We start from the raw sequence: 14,913 nt of genomic DNA, 5'->3' as shown, positions 1-14,913 counted from the left end.
CCCCGGCGCACCCTACCCGCGGCCCACGCCCCCGGCCCGCTCGCCCCGGCGCACCCCGCGCCCTCGGCTCGCTCACTCGACGATCGCGTACCCCGCCGCCGTCAGCGCCCGCGCCACCTCCGCGCAGTGCTCCGGCCCCATCGTCTCCAGCTGGAGTTCCACCTCCGCCTCGGACAGCCCGAGCCGCGGATCGGTGCGGATGTGGCTGACGTCGAGGACGTTGGCGTCCACCGCCGAGGTCACGCCGAGCAGCCGGGCGAGGTTGCCGGGCCGGTCGGTGACCCGGAGCCGGACCGCGAGGTAGCGCCCCTGCGCGGCCATGCCGTGCCGCAGCAGGCGCTGCATCAGGACCGGGTCCACATTGCCGCCGGACAGGACCGCGACCACCGGGCCCTCGAAGCCGCCGGGCTCGGCCAGCAGCGCGGCCACCGGGCTCGCCCCGGCCGGTTCCACGACCAGCTTGGCCCGCTCAAGGCAGAGCAGCAGCGCCGCCGACAGATGGTCCTCGCCGACCGTGCGGACCTCGTCCACCAGATCCTGGACGATCCCGAACGGCACCGGCCCCGGCCTCCCCACCTTGATGCCGTCGGCCATCGTCGCCGGGTTCGGGACCGTGACCGGCCGTCCGGCGGCCAGCGAGGGCGGATAGCAGGCCGCGCCCGCCGCCTGCACCCCGATGATCCGGACGTCCGGCCGCACCGTCTTCACGGCCACCGCGACCCCGGCCGCAAGCCCGCCGCCGCCCATCCCGAGCACGATCGTGCGGACCTCGGGGCACTGCTCCAGGATCTCCAGGCCGATCGTGCCCTGGCCAGCGATCACATCGGGGTGGTCGAAGGGATGGATGAACACCGCGCCGGTCTCGGCCGCGTACTCCTCGGCGGCGGCCAGCGTCTCGTCCACCACCTGGCCGTACAGCCGCACCTCCGCGCCGTACTCACGGGTCGCGCTGATCTTCGGCAGCGGGGCGCCCTTCGGCATGAACACGGTGGCGTGCACGCCGAGCAGCGCGGAGGCGAGCGCGACGCCCTGCGCGTGGTTGCCCGCGCTCGCGGCGACCACCCCGGCCGCGCGCTCCTCGGGAAGCAGCCCGGCGATGCGGATGTAGGCGCCGCGCAGCTTGAACGATCCGGTGCGCTGGAGGTTCTCGCACTTGAGGTGCACCGGGGTGCCGACCACGCGGGACAGGTGGCGGCTGCTCTCCATCGCGGTCGTACGGGCCACTCCGGAGAGCATCTTCTGGGCGCCGCGCACGTCGTCCAGAGTGACGGAACGCGGGATGCCGGCCATGCCGTAGCTCATGGGTCGAGTCTCGCAGTTCGCGGTCGCACACGAGGGGTGTGACCAAGCTCCGAGACCGGTTCCGCCCGCACGGGTACGCCTCGCGCCGGGGCCGCGTACCCTGTCCCCCAACCAGCAGCCCTCATGAAGTGAGCCTCCGGCCATGCCCACTACACCTGAAATGTCGATGGACATGACGAACGTCGGGGACCCCGGTCTTCTCGACGCCCTCCAGCACGAGGTGGCGGTGTTCGCCCGGCGTGCCGAACAGACGCGGCTCGGTGGGGTCGGGCAGGTGCGGAACACGATGGACCGCGCGGCGTACCTGCTGCTCAACCGGCTCGACAAAGAGGGCCCGATGGGCGTCAAGGCGCTCGCGGCGAGCATGGGCATCGACTCGTCCACGGTGACCCGGCAGGTGGCCCCGCTGGTGGACTCCGGGCTGGTGAAGCGGACCTCACACCCGGAGGACGGCCGGGCCGTGGTGCTCCAGCTGTCGCCGCGCGGCACCGCACGCCTGGAGGAAGTCCGTTCCTCGCGGCGGCAGTTGATGGCCGAGCTGACCCACGACTGGGAGCCCGCGGACCGCGAGCGGTTCTGCGCGCTGCTGACCCGCTTCAACACCGCGCTGTCCGCGCGCACCGCCGTGCAGCCGGTGACGCCCCCGGAGCAGCCCCCGGCCTCCTGACCCTCCGGGCCCGCGAACCCCCCGGCGGCCGGTGCGTGCCGGGGGGTTGACCCCGACACGCGGCCGTCCTCATATGGGACGACCACCGTCCGCAGGGGAGGCGCCGTGCCTGGTCCCGAGCCGTCGCGCGAGGCCCGGCGCAGCGCCGGGTTCGCCGCGTTCACCGTGGGCGCGGCCGGGCGGCTGCTGCACACCGCCACCCTGCTCACCGCCGAACCCCCGGACGCCAACCCCGCCGCCCGGCGGCTGTTGCGGCTGGCGCTCGCGCGCACCTACGCCGACTGGCACCGGCTGCGCGACGACGACCCCTACGACCACGCCCGCCGCTGTCTGGCCGACCGGTTCGCCACCGGCCTGTGGCTGCGCCACGGCGTCCCGCTCCGCGCCCGGCCGCCCGCGCACGGCCCGCTGGCCGCGCTGCCGCCCCGGCAGCGGCTGATCCTGGTGCTGCGGCTGTACGAGGGCGTGCCCGCCGACCAGACGGCGGCGCTGCTCGGGCTGCCGCTGGACCGGGTGCACACCCTGTGCGAGCGGGCGGTGACGGCCGTACTGCACCCGGAGCCCGCGCCGGTGCCGCGCGGGGCCCGCCCGAGGGCGGCGACGCCGTGAACCGCGCCGACCGGGAGGCGGCCGTACGGCGGCTGCTGGAGCGGGACGGCCCGGCCGCCGTGCCCCCGGACACGCATCCGGTGGCGGTACGCGCCGGGGAACGGCTGCTGCGGCGCCGCCGGTGCGCCCGCCGCCTGCTGTGGCTGCTGCTGTGCGCCGCCGCCGTGGCGTTCACGGTGTGGGCGGCCTGGGTCCACCCGTGGACGGCGCCGCCGCCTCCGGCCACCGACTGGTGACCGGCGCGGCGGACAGGATCTAACCGAGGGCCTGCTGGAGGTCTTCGAGCAGGTCGTCCACGTTCTCGATGCCGACGGAGAGGCGGACGAGGTCGGCGGGGACCTCCAGGGCGGAACCGGCCGCCGAGGCGTGGGTCATCCGGCCGGGGTGCTCGATGAGCGACTCCACGCCGCCCAGGGACTCGCCCAGGGTGAACACCCGGGCGCGGTTGCAGACCTCGACCGCGGCCTCCTCGCCGCCCGCGACGCGGAAGGAGATCATGCCGCCGAACGCCTTCATCTGCTTGGCGGCGGTCTCGTGGCCGGGGTGCTCGGGCAGGCCGGGGTAGAGCACGCCGGTGACCTTCTTGTGCCGGGACAGCATGTCCGCGACGCGGGTGGCGTTCTCGCTGTGCCGGTCCATGCGGACGGCGAGCGTCTTGGTGCCGCGCAGCACCAGCCAGGAGTCGAACGGGCCGGACACCGCGCCCATCGCGTTCTGGTGGTAGGCCAGCTCCTCGCCGAGCGTCTGGTCGGCGGTGATCAGGGCGCCGCCGACCACGTCCGAGTGTCCGCCCATGTACTTGGTCAGCGAGTGCACGACGACGTCGGCGCCGAGGGCCAGCGGCTGCTGGAGGTACGGCGTGGCGAACGTGTTGTCCACGACCAGCTTCGCGCCCGCGTCGTGCGCGATCTGGGCGACGGCGGCGATGTCGGTGATGCCGAGCAGCGGGTTGGAGGGGGTCTCCACCCACACGGCCTTGGTGCGCGGGGTGAGCGCGGCGCGGACGGCGGCCGGGTCGCTGGTGTCGGCGACGGACCACTCCACGCCCCACCGGGTGGCGACCTTGGCGAACAGCCGGAACGTGCCGCCATAGGCGTCGTTGGGGATGACCACGTGGTCGCCGGGGGTCAGCAGCGTACGCAGCAGGGTGTCCTCGGCCGCCAGGCCGGACGCGAACGCGAGACCGCGCCGCCCGCCCTCCAGCGCGGCGAGGTTCTCCTCCAGGGCCGTCCTGGTGGGGTTGGCGCTGCGGCTGTACTCGTAGCCGCCGCGCAGCCCGCCGACGCCGTCCTGCTTGTAGGTCGAGACCTGGTAGATCGGCGGGACGACCGCGCCGGTGAGGGGATCGGCGGTGTTGCCCGCGTGGATCGCAAGGGTCTCGAAATGCTGACTGATGTGCCTGTCGCTCATGTGCACCGAGGGTAGTGCGCCCGGCCGGATGCCGTCGGACCTGTGGATGACCACTCCGGAGTTTTCCACAGGTCCGAGGTGGGGGTTGGCCAAGTGTCGGCCGGGTCTGGTTCGCTTGACGCATGGCGATTCTCTGGCTGGTCCTGGCCCTCCTCATGCTGAGCTTCGTGCTGCTCCCGGTGCTGCGGCGCCGTCGCGGCATGATCGAGCAGGTCGCGCCCGGACACCCGGACGCCGCCGACCCGGCGAACTACGGGTTCGTGCGCCAGGAGGAGCTGGACATCCGGATGCCCGGCCCCGACCAGGACCTGGAGGACGTGCTGGAACTGGTCCAGCGCACCGGCGACCACCGCGCCGCCGCCCAGTCGCTGGCCGGTACGGAGAAGGAGGGCGAGGTGCGCTGGCAGCGCGTGCAGGCGTTCGCCGGGGCCGCCTCGCTGGAGCTGCTGGCCAGGCCGGGCGGGGTCCACGAGACGCCCGGCGGGCAGTGGCTGCGGGTCTGGCGGGCCGAGCAGCCCAAGGACCCGGGCGGCGCCGCCGTACACGCCGAGTTCCTGGTCCAGCAGGCGTGGCGGACCTCGACGCCGGGCACGGACGACTTCCGGATCATCATGGAGGAGGCCCGCGACGCCTGCGGCCAGGCCGCCCTGCTCGCACCGGGCGACCCGGTGCCGTACATCACGGAGCTGTCCATCGCGCGCGGGCTTGGCTACACGCGGGCGGAGTTCGACAAGCTGTGGCTGAACATCCTGGACCGGGCGCCGCACCACATGGGGGCGCATCTGGCCGCGCTGCACCACCACTGCGAGAAGTGGCACGGCTCGCGCGAGGAGGCGTACGCCTTCGCGGAGGCCGCCGCCGCCCGCGCGCCGCGCGGTTCGATGCTGGCCGCGCTGCCGCTGTTCGCGGTCTTCGAGCATCTGCCGGAGGTGAACCTGGTCGCCGGGTTCTACCGCAGCGAGGTGGTCACCAAGGCGATGCACGGCGCGCTGCACGCCGTGCACGGGGCCCGCGCCGACGATCCGACGGCCGCCCACGTACGGCATCTGCTGCTGTTCTTCCTGGTGCGCGCCGAGCGCTGGGCGGAGGCGATGGACCAGCTCACGCACGTGGACGGCCATGTGGGCGCGCTGCCGTGGACGCTGTCCGGCGACCCTGCCGCCGAGTTCGCCCTCTACCGCGCGCTCGCGGTCGCGGGCTACGAGGCGAACGGAGGCAACCCGGCGACCCTGCCGGGGTGAACACCCCAGGGCCCCGTCCCGAGCCATACCCCGGCCTCCACCCCGGCCCCAAAACCGGCACGGGAAACGGCACAGGAGACGGCACCGGCCCTGCCCGGCCCCCGAAGGGACCGGGCAGGGCCGCGGACCGAAGCCGTACGCCTCGGCGCGTCACGCGCCTTGCGGGCGTCACGCGCCTCGCGGGCGTCGCACGCCTCAGATCGTCGCCGTGTCGATGACGAACCGGTAGCGGACGTCGCTGGCCTGCACCCGCTCGTACGCCTCGTTGATCTTGTCGGCGCTGATCAGCTCGATCTCGGAGCCCAGCCCGTGCTCGGCGCAGAAGTCCAGCATCTCCTGGGTCTCCGGGATGCCGCCGATGCCGGAGCTGCTCATGCTGCGGCGGTGGCCGAACAGCGACTGGAGCGAGATCTGCACGGGCTCCTCCGGCACACCCACGTTCACCATCGTGCCGTTGGTGCGCAGCAGGGACACGTACTGGCTGAAGTCCAGCGGCGCGGAGACGGTGTTGAGGATGATGTCGAAGGTACCGGCCAGCTCCTCGAAGGTCTCCGGGTCGCTGGTGGCGTAGTAGTGGTCGGCGCCCAGGCGCAGCCCGTCGTCCTTCTTGCGCAGCGACTGGGACAGGACGGTCACCTCGGCGCCGAGGGCGTGGGCGATCTTGACGCCCATGTGGCCGAGACCGCCGAGGCCGACGACGGCGACCTTCTTGCCGGGACCGGCACCCCAGTGCTTGAGCGGGGAGTAGGTGGTGATGCCCGCGCACAGCAGCGGGGCCGCCACGTCCAGGCCGAGGCCCTCGGGGATGCGGACGACGTAGTTCTCGTCCACGACGACGCTCTCGGAGTAGCCGCCGTAGGTGGGCTCGCCGTCCTTGCCGATGCCGTTGTAGGTCGGCACCATGCCGCCGCCGGTGCAGTACTGCTGCAGACCGGCCTTGCAGTTGTCGCATTCGCGGCAGGAATCGACCAGGCAGCCGACGCCGACGCGGTCGCCCTCGGCGAACCGGGTCACGCCGGAGCCGACCTCGGTGACGACACCGGCGATCTCGTGGCCGGGGACCATCGGGAAGATGCCGGGGGCCCAGCCGTCCTGGGCCTGGTGGATGTCGGAGTGGCAGATACCGGCGAACTTGATGTCGATCAGGACGTCGAATTCACCGACCGCGCGCCGCTCGATGGTGGTCCGCTCCAGCGGGGCCTTGGGTGCGGGCGCGGCGTAAGCAGCAACAGTGGTCATGCCGGGGGTCTCCTAGCGGGGGTGTCGTGCCCGGCTGGCTGTCTTCGTCCGGGCACATGCTCCAGCCTGCACCACTTCCCCCACCGGCACCCAGTGCACACGTTTGCGTACGTCCGCTGTGCCTACCACTGGCGGTGTCAGGTTCCCGTGCGTAGGACCGGGGGCCGGGGCGGATACTGGCCTCATGGACGGACAGCAGGAGACGGCCGCGGGGGTACGGCCGCCGGAGGCCCCGGCGGCCGGACCGCCGGAGGGCGTCGCGGGCCGCCCGCTGGACCGGCGGGCCGAGCTGAGCGAGTTCCTGCGCAGCCGCCGGGCGCGGCTGAAGCCGGACGACGTGGGCCTGCCGGACTTCGGACGGCACCGGCGGGTGCCGGGGCTGCGCCGCGAGGAACTGGCCCAGCTCGCCGGGGTGTCGGTGGCGTACTACACCCGCCTGGAACAGGGCAACGGGCGCAATGTGTCGGCGGAGGTGCTGGACTCCATCGCCCGCGCGCTGCGGCTCAACGACGCCGAGCACGCGCACCTCACCCACCTGGCGAAGCCGAAGGCGCACAAGAAGAAGCCCGCCGCCCGGCAGCAGCAGGTACGGCCGACGCTGTGCCACCTCCTGGACTCCCTGGAGGGCATCCCCGCGTACGTCGTCGGGCGCCGCTCGGAGCTGCTGGCCTGGAACTCGATGGCGGCGGCCCTGTTCGGCGACTGGGAGGAGCTCCCCGCCGCCGAGCGGAACTGGGCCCGGATGGTGTTCCTGCGGCCCGCGTACCGGGAGCTGTTCGTGGACTGGGAGCAGAAGGCGATCGACGTGGTGTGCGCGCTGCGGATGGACGCGGGGTGCTGGCCGGACGATCCCCGGCTGTCGGCGCTGGTCGGTGAACTCTCCGTCAAGAGCGAGGAGTTCCGGCGGCTGTGGGCCACGCACGACGTCAAGGAGAAGAGCCACGGCGTGAAGCGGCTGTACCACCCGCTGGTCGGTGAGCTCTCCCTGCACTTCGAGAGCTTCCGGCTCACCGACGACGCGGACCAGTCCCTGGTCACCTATCACGCCGAGCCCGGCTCACCGTCCGCCGAGTCGCTCCGCCTGCTGGCGAGCTGGGGCCGCGACGCGGCCCGGGCGGGCACCCCGGCCTGACCGCCGCACGAGGCGGCCCGCGCCGGTGCCGCGTCGAGTGGCCGCCGCCCCTTCCGCCCTCCCCTGTGGGGATACGACCGGTACCGCCCTCGGATCGAGGACGGCACCGGTCGTAGTTACGGAGGCGGGGCGGGATCAGACGGCCGAACCGGCCTTCCACTGCGCCCAGTCCAGGTTCCAGCCGTTGAGGCCGTTGTCCGGGGCGACGGTCTTGTCACCGGTGTGCTGGATGACCACGACGTCACCGATCAGCGAGTGGTCGTACATCCACGCGGCCGGGGTGCCGGGGTCGTCCGCGCCCTTGGCGTCGGGCATGCCCACGCAGCCGTGGCTGGTGTTGACGTTGCCGAAGATGGACTTCGCGCCCCAGTAGTTGCCGTGCAGGAAGGTGCCGGAGTTGGTGAGGCGGATGGCGTGCGGCACGTCCTTGATGTCGTACTCGCCCTTGCCGTCGTCGTCGGTGAAGCCGACGGTCGCGCCGTTCATGCGGGTCTGCTTGAACTTCTCGGACATCACCATGACGCCCTGGTAGGTCTTGTTCTCCGGGGAACCGGCGGAGATCGGGATGGTCTTGACGACCTTGCCGTCCTGGGTGACCTTCATCTGCTTGGTCTGCGCGTCCACGTAGGAGACCTGGTTGCGGCCGATGTGGAAGGTGACCGTCTTCTGCTGCACGCCGTAGACACCGCTCGCGCCCTCGACACCGTCGAGCGCCAGCTTCAGCGTGATGGTGGAGTTGGCCTTCCAGTACGTCTCGGGGCGGAAGTCGATGCGGTTGGCGTTGAACCAGTGGCCGACGACCTCCTGACCGCTGCTGGAGGAGACCGTGATGCCCTTCTGGACGGCGGCCTTGTCGGTGATCGCCTTGTCGAAGTTGATCGACACCGGCATGCCCACGCCCACGGTCGCCCCGTTGTCCGGCGTGAAGTTGCCTATGAAGCTGTTGGCGGGCGAGACGGTGGTGAAGGACGCGTTCTCGTGGGCCACGCGGCCGTCGGAGTCCTTCGCCTCGGCGGCGACCCGGTAGGTGGTGGAGCGGTCGAGCTGGGCGGCCGGCTTCCAGCTCAGCTTGTCGGCCGACAGCGCGCCGGGGACCGCCTTGCCGTCCGTCGTGGTCATCGACACGTCGGTCAGGGTGCCCTTGGCGACCCGGACGGCCGCCGAGTTGTTGATGGAGGCGTTGTTGGAGCCGTCCTTGGGCGTGATCGTGATCTGGGCCTCGGAGGACTTCTTGGCAGCGGCCTCGTCGGTCTTGGCCTGCGAGGAGGAGTCACCGCCTCCGTCCGCCTTGGCGGCGCCGCCGCCGGAACAGCCGGTGAGTGCCAGTACACCGCCGAGCAGTACGGACGCGACCGTCAGGCCCTTGCGCCGCTTACTGTCCGTCATCACACGTTTCTCCATCGTTGCCGTGACCGGAAAACCCCGAGCCCCCGCGGGGAATCTTCAACGCTACGGGCGATATCTCCCGTTCCACGTGGTCCGCGGGTGTGGATCGTGCCACTCCCGCGAGCGGTGGTGCGGAACCGTCCGTGCGCCCCCTTAAGACGCCGTGACCCCGGGCGGCGGTTGCCGTCCGGGGTCGTCTTCCCCATGACGTCCAGCCGATACGCCGTCCGCGTCGTCGTCGGCCCCATCATCCTCGTCCGGGCCGCGCTCCGGCGCACCAGGGTCGTACCGGAGGGGACCGGCGCGGGAACCGCGCCCACCGCACCCCGCCCCGCCGCACCGGTGACCAGGGGGAACGGACGGGCCGCCGGGGTGGTCCGCGTGCCGGTGTCTTACGTCACAGCGCGCGCAGAAAACGGGACGTCCGGCGCACCTGTGCCCGGATCGCCGGATCGAAACCTCCCGTGACTTTCCTGTGACCCGTGACGTTCACTACCATCGCCCCACACGGCCAATTCGCCAGCGTCACAAGGGGATCGATATTCCGTGTCATCCGCTCGCCGCCCGCTGCTGACCGCCACCGCCGCAGGGACCCTGCTGTGCGCCCTGTGGTTCGTCCCGTCCGCGCACGCCTCGCAGCACGGCACGGCCAGAACCGAGGGCCACACCTCCGGCGCGACCCATGTCACCCAGGCGAAGCCACTGGACGCGGCCGACACCCTGAACGGCACGACCGAGGTCTACGGCGCCGACGACACCCGCCTCGCGGACACCGGCAGCTTCGACACCACCCCGTACGTCCTCGGCGGCAGCCTGTTCCTGACGCTGGGCGCGGGGTTCGTGACGTACTCGGTACGGCGCGAACGGCTCGGTTTCTGACCGGGCGTCGGCGCCCGGGACACGACGAGAGGGGCGGCCCCCGCTTTCCGGCGGGGGCCGCCCCTCTCGTCGTACGTGCGTGGGGTCAGCGGAGCGGACCGGTGACCGTCTCGGCCGCCGCGACGAGGTGACCGTCCCGGACGAAGACCTCGGCGGCGGCGAGGTCCGGCGCGAGGAAGCGGTCCGGGCCGGGCCCGGCGACACCCGCCGCGCGGGCCGCGTCGATGACGGCACGGGAGGCGGGGGCGGGCTCCAGGCCCTCACGCAGCTCGACGCCGCGCGTCGCCGCGTACATCTCGACGGCGATGATCCGGGCCAGGTTGCCGACGGCGGTACGCAGCTTGCGGGCGGCCGACCAGCCCATCGAGACGTGGTCCTCCTGCATCGCGGAGGACGGGATCGAGTCGGCGGAGGCGGGTACGGCGAGCCGCTTCAGCTCGCTGACCAGCGCGGCCTGCGTGTACTGGGCGATCATCAGACCGGAGTCCACACCGGCGTCGTCCGCGAGGAACGGCGGCAGGCCGTGGCTGCGGTTCTTGTCGAGCAGCCGGTCGGTGCGGCGCTCGGCGATGGAGCCGAGGTCGGCGACGGCGATGGCGAGGAAGTCCAGCACATAGGCGACGGGCGCGCCGTGGAAGTTGCCGTTGGACTCCACCCTTCCGTCGGGCAGCACCACGGGGTTGTCCACGGCGGCGGCGAGTTCGCGCTCCGCGACCAGGCGGGCGTGCGCGAGGGTGTCCCGCCCGGCGCCCGCGACCTGCGGGGCGCACCGCACGGAGTACGCGTCCTGCACGCGGGGCGCGTCGTCCTGGTGGTGCCCGGTGAGCTGGGAGCCCTTCAGCACGGCGAGCATGTTGGCGGCCGAGTCGCCCTGGCCCGGGTGCGGGCGGATGGCGTGCAGCTCGGGCGCGAGGACCTTGTCGGTGCCGAGCAGCGCCTCCATGCTGAGGGCGGCGGTGATGTCGGCGGACGTGTAGAGGGTGTCGAGGTCCGCGAGCGCCATGACCAGCATGCCGAGCATGCCGTCGGTGCCGTTGAGGAGCGCCAGCCCCTCCTTCTCACGCAGTTCGACGGGGTCGATGCCGTGTTCCGCGAGGAGTTCACCGGCGGGCCTGACGGTCCCGTCGGGACCTTCCGCGTCCCCCTCGCCCATGAGGGTGAGCGCACAGTGCGACAGCGGGGCCAGGTCGCCGGAGCAGCCGAGGGAGCCGTACTCGTGCACGACCGGGGTGATGCCCGCGTTCAGCACGTCGGCCATCGTCCGCGCCACCTCGGGGCGTACGCCGGTGTGCCCGGAGCAGACGGTCTTGAGCCGCAGGAACATCAGCGCCCGTACGACCTCCCGCTCCACGCGCGGGCCCATACCGGCGGCGTGCGAGCGGACGATGTTGCGCTGTAGCTGGGCGCGGAGTTCGGGACTGATGTGCCGGGTCGCCAGGGCACCGAAGCCGGTGGAGACGCCGTAGACCGGCTCGGGCTTGGCCGCGAGCGCGTCCACGATCTCGCGGGCCGCCGCGAGGGCCGCCAGCGCTTCCTCCGACAGCTCGACACGGGCTCCGCCGCGCGCCACGGCGAGGACGTCGGACGCGGTGACGCCGGAAGTCCCCACCACCACAGTGTGCATATCCATATTCAGGAGCGTACGCATTGAATTCCGGGAAGTCACTAGTGCGGACCGGGAGCGCCCCTTACCGGAGGGTGTGGTTCGGCTCACGTGGTCTCGGGGTTTTCCGGGGGGGCCGGAGGGGTTTCAGTGACGACGCCCTCTGAAGCGGCGGCGTTCGCCCCGGAGGGCCCGGTCGGCCGGGGCCTCGTCGGCGAGGCGTACGACGGCGTCCTCGGGCCCCTCACGACCGGCGACCACCGGGCGCCCGGCACGTTCGGCCTTGGCGCGGTATTGGGCGGCGTCCGCGAGCCGGAACAGGCGGCGGGCGGAGCGGACCGGCCCGATCGGGTCCCCGGTGGAGGCGACCCCGCAGGCCACCCCCTCCCCCAGCTCCAGTTCCTGCGCCCGGCGGCACAGTTCGTCGGCGGCCTTCACCACCTCGTCGGCCGGGGGCCCGACCGCCAGCAGGCAGAACTCGTCCCCGCCGAGCCGCGCGGCCAGCGCACCCGGCACCATCGCGCCGCAGAGGGACAGCACACCGCCGAACCGTTCCAGCAGGCGGTCTCCGACGGCGTGGCCGAGGGTGTCGTTGACCCGCTTCAGCCCGTTCAGATCACACATGACGAGGCTGACGACGACGCCGTCCGTACGGTGCCGTTCGACGGCCTCCTCCAGCTTCACGTCCACGGCACGGCGGTTGGCGAGGCCGGTGAGGGCGTCGGTGAAGGCGAGCCTGCGGGCCTCCTCCAACCGCTCGGTCTGCGCCAGCCCGGCGGCGATCACGGCGGCCAGTACGGTGGCGAAGTCGGCGTCGTCGTGGCCGAAGACGGGGGCGCCCGCGGGGCGGGCGACGTACAGCTCGCCCCATGCCCTGCCGTGCAGGACGACGGGCGCGACGACGCAGCAGCCCCGGCCCCTGCGGCGCAGGGCGGCGACCCGCTGATGGAAGTAACCCGGCGTCCCGGCGGCCGTGCCCTCCGCCGTCTCCACCCAGGCGTTCGCCCCCTGCCCCCCGGCCCAGCGCTCGTGCAGGAACTCCGTGATCTCCGGGAACTGGTGGACCGGGTACGCCTCCGCCTCCGGGAACTCCTCCTCGTCCGCCCTCCGCTCCCCCACGTTCACCAGCACCCTCAGCCGCCCCAGCTCCCTCTCCCACACCGACAGCGCGGCGAAGCTCCCGTCCAGCGCCCCGCACGCGCCCTGGGCTGCCGCCCGCCACGACTCATGCGGGGTGTGCGCGGCGGCCATCCCCTGAGCCAACCCCACGACAGCACCCAGCCGCTTCTCCTCACCCATTCGTCCAGATTAGGTATATATACGTTCCGGTGAGAGCTTCTTTGAGGCGAACAGGTGGCCGTTACGGGGGCGCCTCCCCCAAAGCCCACGATGAAGCGCGGCCCCGCCGCAACCGGTCACGCAGTTCCCCGCGCCCCTTCGATGGCCGAGGTCAGCTGTTCGGCGCGGCTCCGTCGCGGTTGCTCGCGCAGTTCCCCGCGCCCCTGAGGGGGCTGGGGTTGGGGCGGACTCGACAGCCGTACGACGAAGGCCGGCCTCAAGCCCCCCCCAGGGGCGCGGGGAACTGCGCGACCAGCGACAGCGCACCCGCACCAAACAGCGAACCCGAGCGCACGAAAGGGGCGCGGGGAACTGCGCGAGAACCACGGCGGGCCCGCACCGAACAAGCCGACGCACACCACCCCAAGGGGCGCGGGGAACTGCGCGACCGGCCACAGCGCACCCGCACCCGGCAACGCGCCGCCAGCCAGGACAGCGCCCGGAGTCACTCCCCCGGCCACTCCGGCGAACGCTTCTCGTTGAAGGCGGCGACCCCCTCCGCCCGGTCCCCGGAGAACGCCACGGACCGCCAGGCAGCGTCCTCGACCTCAAGCCCCGCCCGGAGATCAAGCCCGTGCCCCAGCCGAAGCGCACGCTTGGCGGCACGAAGCCCGACAGGAGAGTTCGCGGAGATGCGCGCGGCCAGCGCGAGCGCCTCGTCCCGGTCCGCACCGTCCGGGACGAGCTGATCCACCAGCCCCAGCCCAACCGCCTCAGCGGCCTCCAACCGCCGCGCGGTGAAGATCAGTTCGGCGGCACGGGCGGCCCCCACCCGCCGGGGAAGCAGTTGCGTACCGCCACCCCCCGGAATGACACCCACGGACACCTCGGGCAGCCCCACCACGGCCGTACCGTCCGCCACGATGAGGTCGCAGGCGAGCGCCAGCTCGAACCCGCCCCCCAGCGCGAACCCGTGCACGGCGGCGATCGTCGGCATGGGCAGCTCCAGCACCCCGGTGTACGCCCCGCGCGCGACGGGCCGTTGCCGTACGAGATCCGCGTCGCTGAAGGAGTTCCGCTCCTTGAGGTCGGCGCCGACACAGAACGCCCGCTCGTGCGACGAGGTGAGGACGACGACGCGGGCGTCCCGGTCCGCACCGAGCGCCGTACACGCGGCGGCGAGCGAGCGGGCCATCTCGGTGGAGACGGCGTTCATCGCCTTCGGCCGGTCCAGCACCAGTTCCGCGACGTACCCGTGCCTGCGCACCAGCACGAACTCCCCGTACCGCTCCTCGCCCATGACGCCCTCCAGTTAACGCGGGTTAACCCAACTGTCGGCCCGATCATCGCAGCACGGCCCGCCGGGGGAAAGAGCCGCCCCGCCCGCCGCCGCAGAGGTGTGCACCGATGAACGCCGATGAGCGCCGATGACCACCGCCGACCATCGACGGCCACCGGCAACCACCGGTGAACACCACTCCGCGCCGGAGTACGCCCGTTCGGGTGACACCCCGCCCATCTCCGCACCCCTCGCCCCGGGCGCCGCATAACGTGCCCACGGCCACGGCGGACCCCTACGGGCGCGTGGCGGGGAGGGATTCTCATGACAACGACACGGGGACACAACAGCCCCCCGGCGAGCGGCGACGGCAGGGGTACGACACCCCCGTCCGGCCGGGACCAGCCGGGACGCCTGTACGCGGAGCAGTCGGCAAAGGCGTCCGCAGAAACGAACCGGCAGCAGCCGGGCCCCGCGAAGGCACCGCAGACGGCCACGCCGAAGCCCCGCGTGGTCAACCCGCTCCCCGCAGCGCATCCCGTCACCCCGGCCGCTCGGCCGCCGAAGACACCAACTCCCTTGCAGCGCAAAGTAGTCAACCTGCCCAAGCCCCCCACCGGGCACGCGCCGCCCGCACCCCACCCCGGCGGACCCGCCCAGGCGACCCCCGCGCGCCCGGCACCGGCCAAGCCGAAAAGCACCGCGCCCCAAGCCGCCGCGGCCCGGGCCGCCGTACCAAACACCCAGCACCCCAAGGCAACCCCGCCCACCCAACCGACCCAGACCACCCAGAGCCCCCTACCCTACCCCTCTCACCGCCCCACCTCGAACTCTCCCCCCCCCTACAACCCTCTCGCCGGACAGCTCTAACTGCAATTCCCCGGTTGA

General features: G+C 72.6%; 13 protein-coding genes. 6 read left to right on the top strand and 7 right to left on the bottom strand.

From position 1 onward, the window contains the following. Positions 1-72: 72 nt before the first annotated feature. Entirely contained in the window at positions 73-1,302 is a 1,230-nt protein-coding gene (gene ilvA / locus KUM39_RS19130; RefSeq protein WP_217786925.1) for a threonine ammonia-lyase, read from the bottom strand. A gap of 160 nt (positions 1,303-1,462) precedes the next feature. Here ilvA and KUM39_RS19125 point away from each other — a divergent pair, with 160 nt between their 5' ends. The 3 genes from KUM39_RS19125 (at position 1,463) to KUM39_RS19115 (ending at position 2,814) form a co-directional block, all read left to right on the top strand. After that, positions 1,463-1,969 carry a MarR family winged helix-turn-helix transcriptional regulator gene (locus KUM39_RS19125; protein WP_217786972.1) on the top strand — a complete coding sequence of 169 codons (507 nt, stop codon included), beginning with the start codon at positions 1,463-1,465 and terminating at the stop codon, positions 1,967-1,969. Between the two features lie 105 nt (positions 1,970-2,074). After that, positions 2,075-2,578: a sigma factor-like helix-turn-helix DNA-binding protein gene (locus tag KUM39_RS19120; protein ID WP_217786924.1), complete on the top strand. Its 504-nt coding sequence runs from the start codon at positions 2,075-2,077 to the stop codon at positions 2,576-2,578. Then, a complete protein-coding gene (locus KUM39_RS19115) occupies positions 2,575-2,814 on the top strand; it encodes a hypothetical protein (protein ID WP_217786923.1) in 240 nt (79 codons plus the stop codon). The genes KUM39_RS19120 and KUM39_RS19115 overlap by 4 nt, the downstream gene beginning before the upstream one ends. Positions 2,815-2,833: 19 nt before the next feature. Here the strand turns inward: KUM39_RS19115 and KUM39_RS19110 are convergent, their stop codons facing one another. Beyond that, a complete protein-coding gene (locus KUM39_RS19110; RefSeq protein ID WP_217786922.1) occupies positions 2,834-3,988 on the bottom strand; it encodes a cystathionine gamma-synthase in 1,155 nt (384 codons plus the stop codon). Between the two features lie 122 nt (positions 3,989-4,110). Here KUM39_RS19110 and KUM39_RS19105 point away from each other — a divergent pair, with 122 nt between their 5' ends. Continuing rightward, positions 4,111-5,229, top strand: a complete 1,119-nt coding sequence (locus KUM39_RS19105; RefSeq protein ID WP_217786921.1) for a hypothetical protein — start codon at positions 4,111-4,113, stop codon at positions 5,227-5,229. 195 nt (positions 5,230-5,424) lie between these two features. Here the strand turns inward: KUM39_RS19105 and KUM39_RS19100 are convergent, their stop codons facing one another. Beyond that, positions 5,425-6,468, bottom strand: coding sequence for an NAD(P)-dependent alcohol dehydrogenase (locus KUM39_RS19100; RefSeq protein ID WP_217786920.1), 1,044 nt, complete (start codon positions 6,466-6,468; stop codon positions 5,425-5,427). Positions 6,469-6,652: 184 nt separating this feature from the next. On the opposite strand from KUM39_RS19100, the gene KUM39_RS19095 reads away from it, so the two are divergent. Next, positions 6,653-7,600, top strand: a complete 948-nt coding sequence (locus KUM39_RS19095; protein ID WP_217786919.1) for a helix-turn-helix domain-containing protein — start codon at positions 6,653-6,655, stop codon at positions 7,598-7,600. 135 nt (positions 7,601-7,735) lie between these two features. On the opposite strand, the gene KUM39_RS19090 is transcribed toward KUM39_RS19095, so the two are convergent. Further along, the gene (locus KUM39_RS19090; RefSeq protein ID WP_246620395.1) at positions 7,736-8,986 is read right to left on the bottom strand and encodes a L,D-transpeptidase; all 1,251 of its coding nucleotides are present in this window, start codon (positions 8,984-8,986) and stop codon (positions 7,736-7,738) included. 546 nt (positions 8,987-9,532) lie between these two features. Here KUM39_RS19090 and KUM39_RS19085 point away from each other — a divergent pair. Beyond that, positions 9,533-9,865 carry a hypothetical protein gene (locus KUM39_RS19085; RefSeq protein WP_217786916.1) on the top strand — a complete coding sequence of 111 codons (333 nt, stop codon included), beginning with the start codon at positions 9,533-9,535 and terminating at the stop codon, positions 9,863-9,865. 85 nt (positions 9,866-9,950) lie between these two features. Here the strand turns inward: KUM39_RS19085 and hutH are convergent, their stop codons facing one another. The 3 genes from hutH to KUM39_RS19070 form a co-directional block, all read right to left on the bottom strand. Next, positions 9,951-11,489 (bottom strand): histidine ammonia-lyase, encoded by a 1,539-nt coding sequence (hutH, locus tag KUM39_RS19080; protein WP_217786971.1) that lies wholly within the window; start codon positions 11,487-11,489, stop codon positions 9,951-9,953. 126 nt (positions 11,490-11,615) lie between these two features. Then, entirely contained in the window at positions 11,616-12,767 is a 1,152-nt protein-coding gene (locus KUM39_RS19075; protein ID WP_217786915.1) for a GGDEF domain-containing protein, read from the bottom strand. Between the two features lie 484 nt (positions 12,768-13,251). Continuing rightward, positions 13,252-14,046, bottom strand: a complete 795-nt coding sequence (locus KUM39_RS19070; protein ID WP_217786914.1) for an enoyl-CoA hydratase/isomerase family protein — start codon at positions 14,044-14,046, stop codon at positions 13,252-13,254. Positions 14,047-14,913: the final 867 nt, after the last annotated feature.

The sequence above is a fragment of the Streptomyces corallincola genome (assembly GCF_019104725.1).
Taxonomy (GTDB): Bacteria; Actinomycetota; Actinomycetes; order Streptomycetales; family Streptomycetaceae; genus Streptomyces; species Streptomyces corallincola.
This window is presented reverse-complemented; position numbering and strand designations above follow the sequence as displayed.

What these genes read in the sequence shown, in the direction of transcription:
- ilvA (WP_217786925.1), bottom strand. Translation starts at nt 1,302, where the DNA reads ATGAGCTACGGCATGGCCGGCATCCCGCGTTCCGTCACTCTGGACGAC.
- KUM39_RS19125 (WP_217786972.1), top strand. Translation starts at nt 1,463, where the DNA reads ATGTCGATGGACATGACGAACGTCGGGGACCCCGGTCTTCTCGACGCC.
- KUM39_RS19110 (WP_217786922.1), bottom strand. Translation starts at nt 3,988, where the DNA reads ATGAGCGACAGGCACATCAGTCAGCATTTCGAGACCCTTGCGATCCAC.
- KUM39_RS19105 (WP_217786921.1), top strand. Translation starts at nt 4,111, where the DNA reads ATGGCGATTCTCTGGCTGGTCCTGGCCCTCCTCATGCTGAGCTTCGTG.
- KUM39_RS19100 (WP_217786920.1), bottom strand. Translation starts at nt 6,468, where the DNA reads ATGACCACTGTTGCTGCTTACGCCGCGCCCGCACCCAAGGCCCCGCTG.
- KUM39_RS19095 (WP_217786919.1), top strand. Translation starts at nt 6,653, where the DNA reads ATGGACGGACAGCAGGAGACGGCCGCGGGGGTACGGCCGCCGGAGGCC.
- KUM39_RS19090 (WP_246620395.1), bottom strand. Translation starts at nt 8,986, where the DNA reads ATGACGGACAGTAAGCGGCGCAAGGGCCTGACGGTCGCGTCCGTACTG.
- hutH (WP_217786971.1), bottom strand. Translation starts at nt 11,489, where the DNA reads ATGCACACTGTGGTGGTGGGGACTTCCGGCGTCACCGCGTCCGACGTC.
- KUM39_RS19075 (WP_217786915.1), bottom strand. Translation starts at nt 12,767, where the DNA reads ATGGGTGAGGAGAAGCGGCTGGGTGCTGTCGTGGGGTTGGCTCAGGGG.
- KUM39_RS19070 (WP_217786914.1), bottom strand. Translation starts at nt 14,046, where the DNA reads ATGGGCGAGGAGCGGTACGGGGAGTTCGTGCTGGTGCGCAGGCACGGG.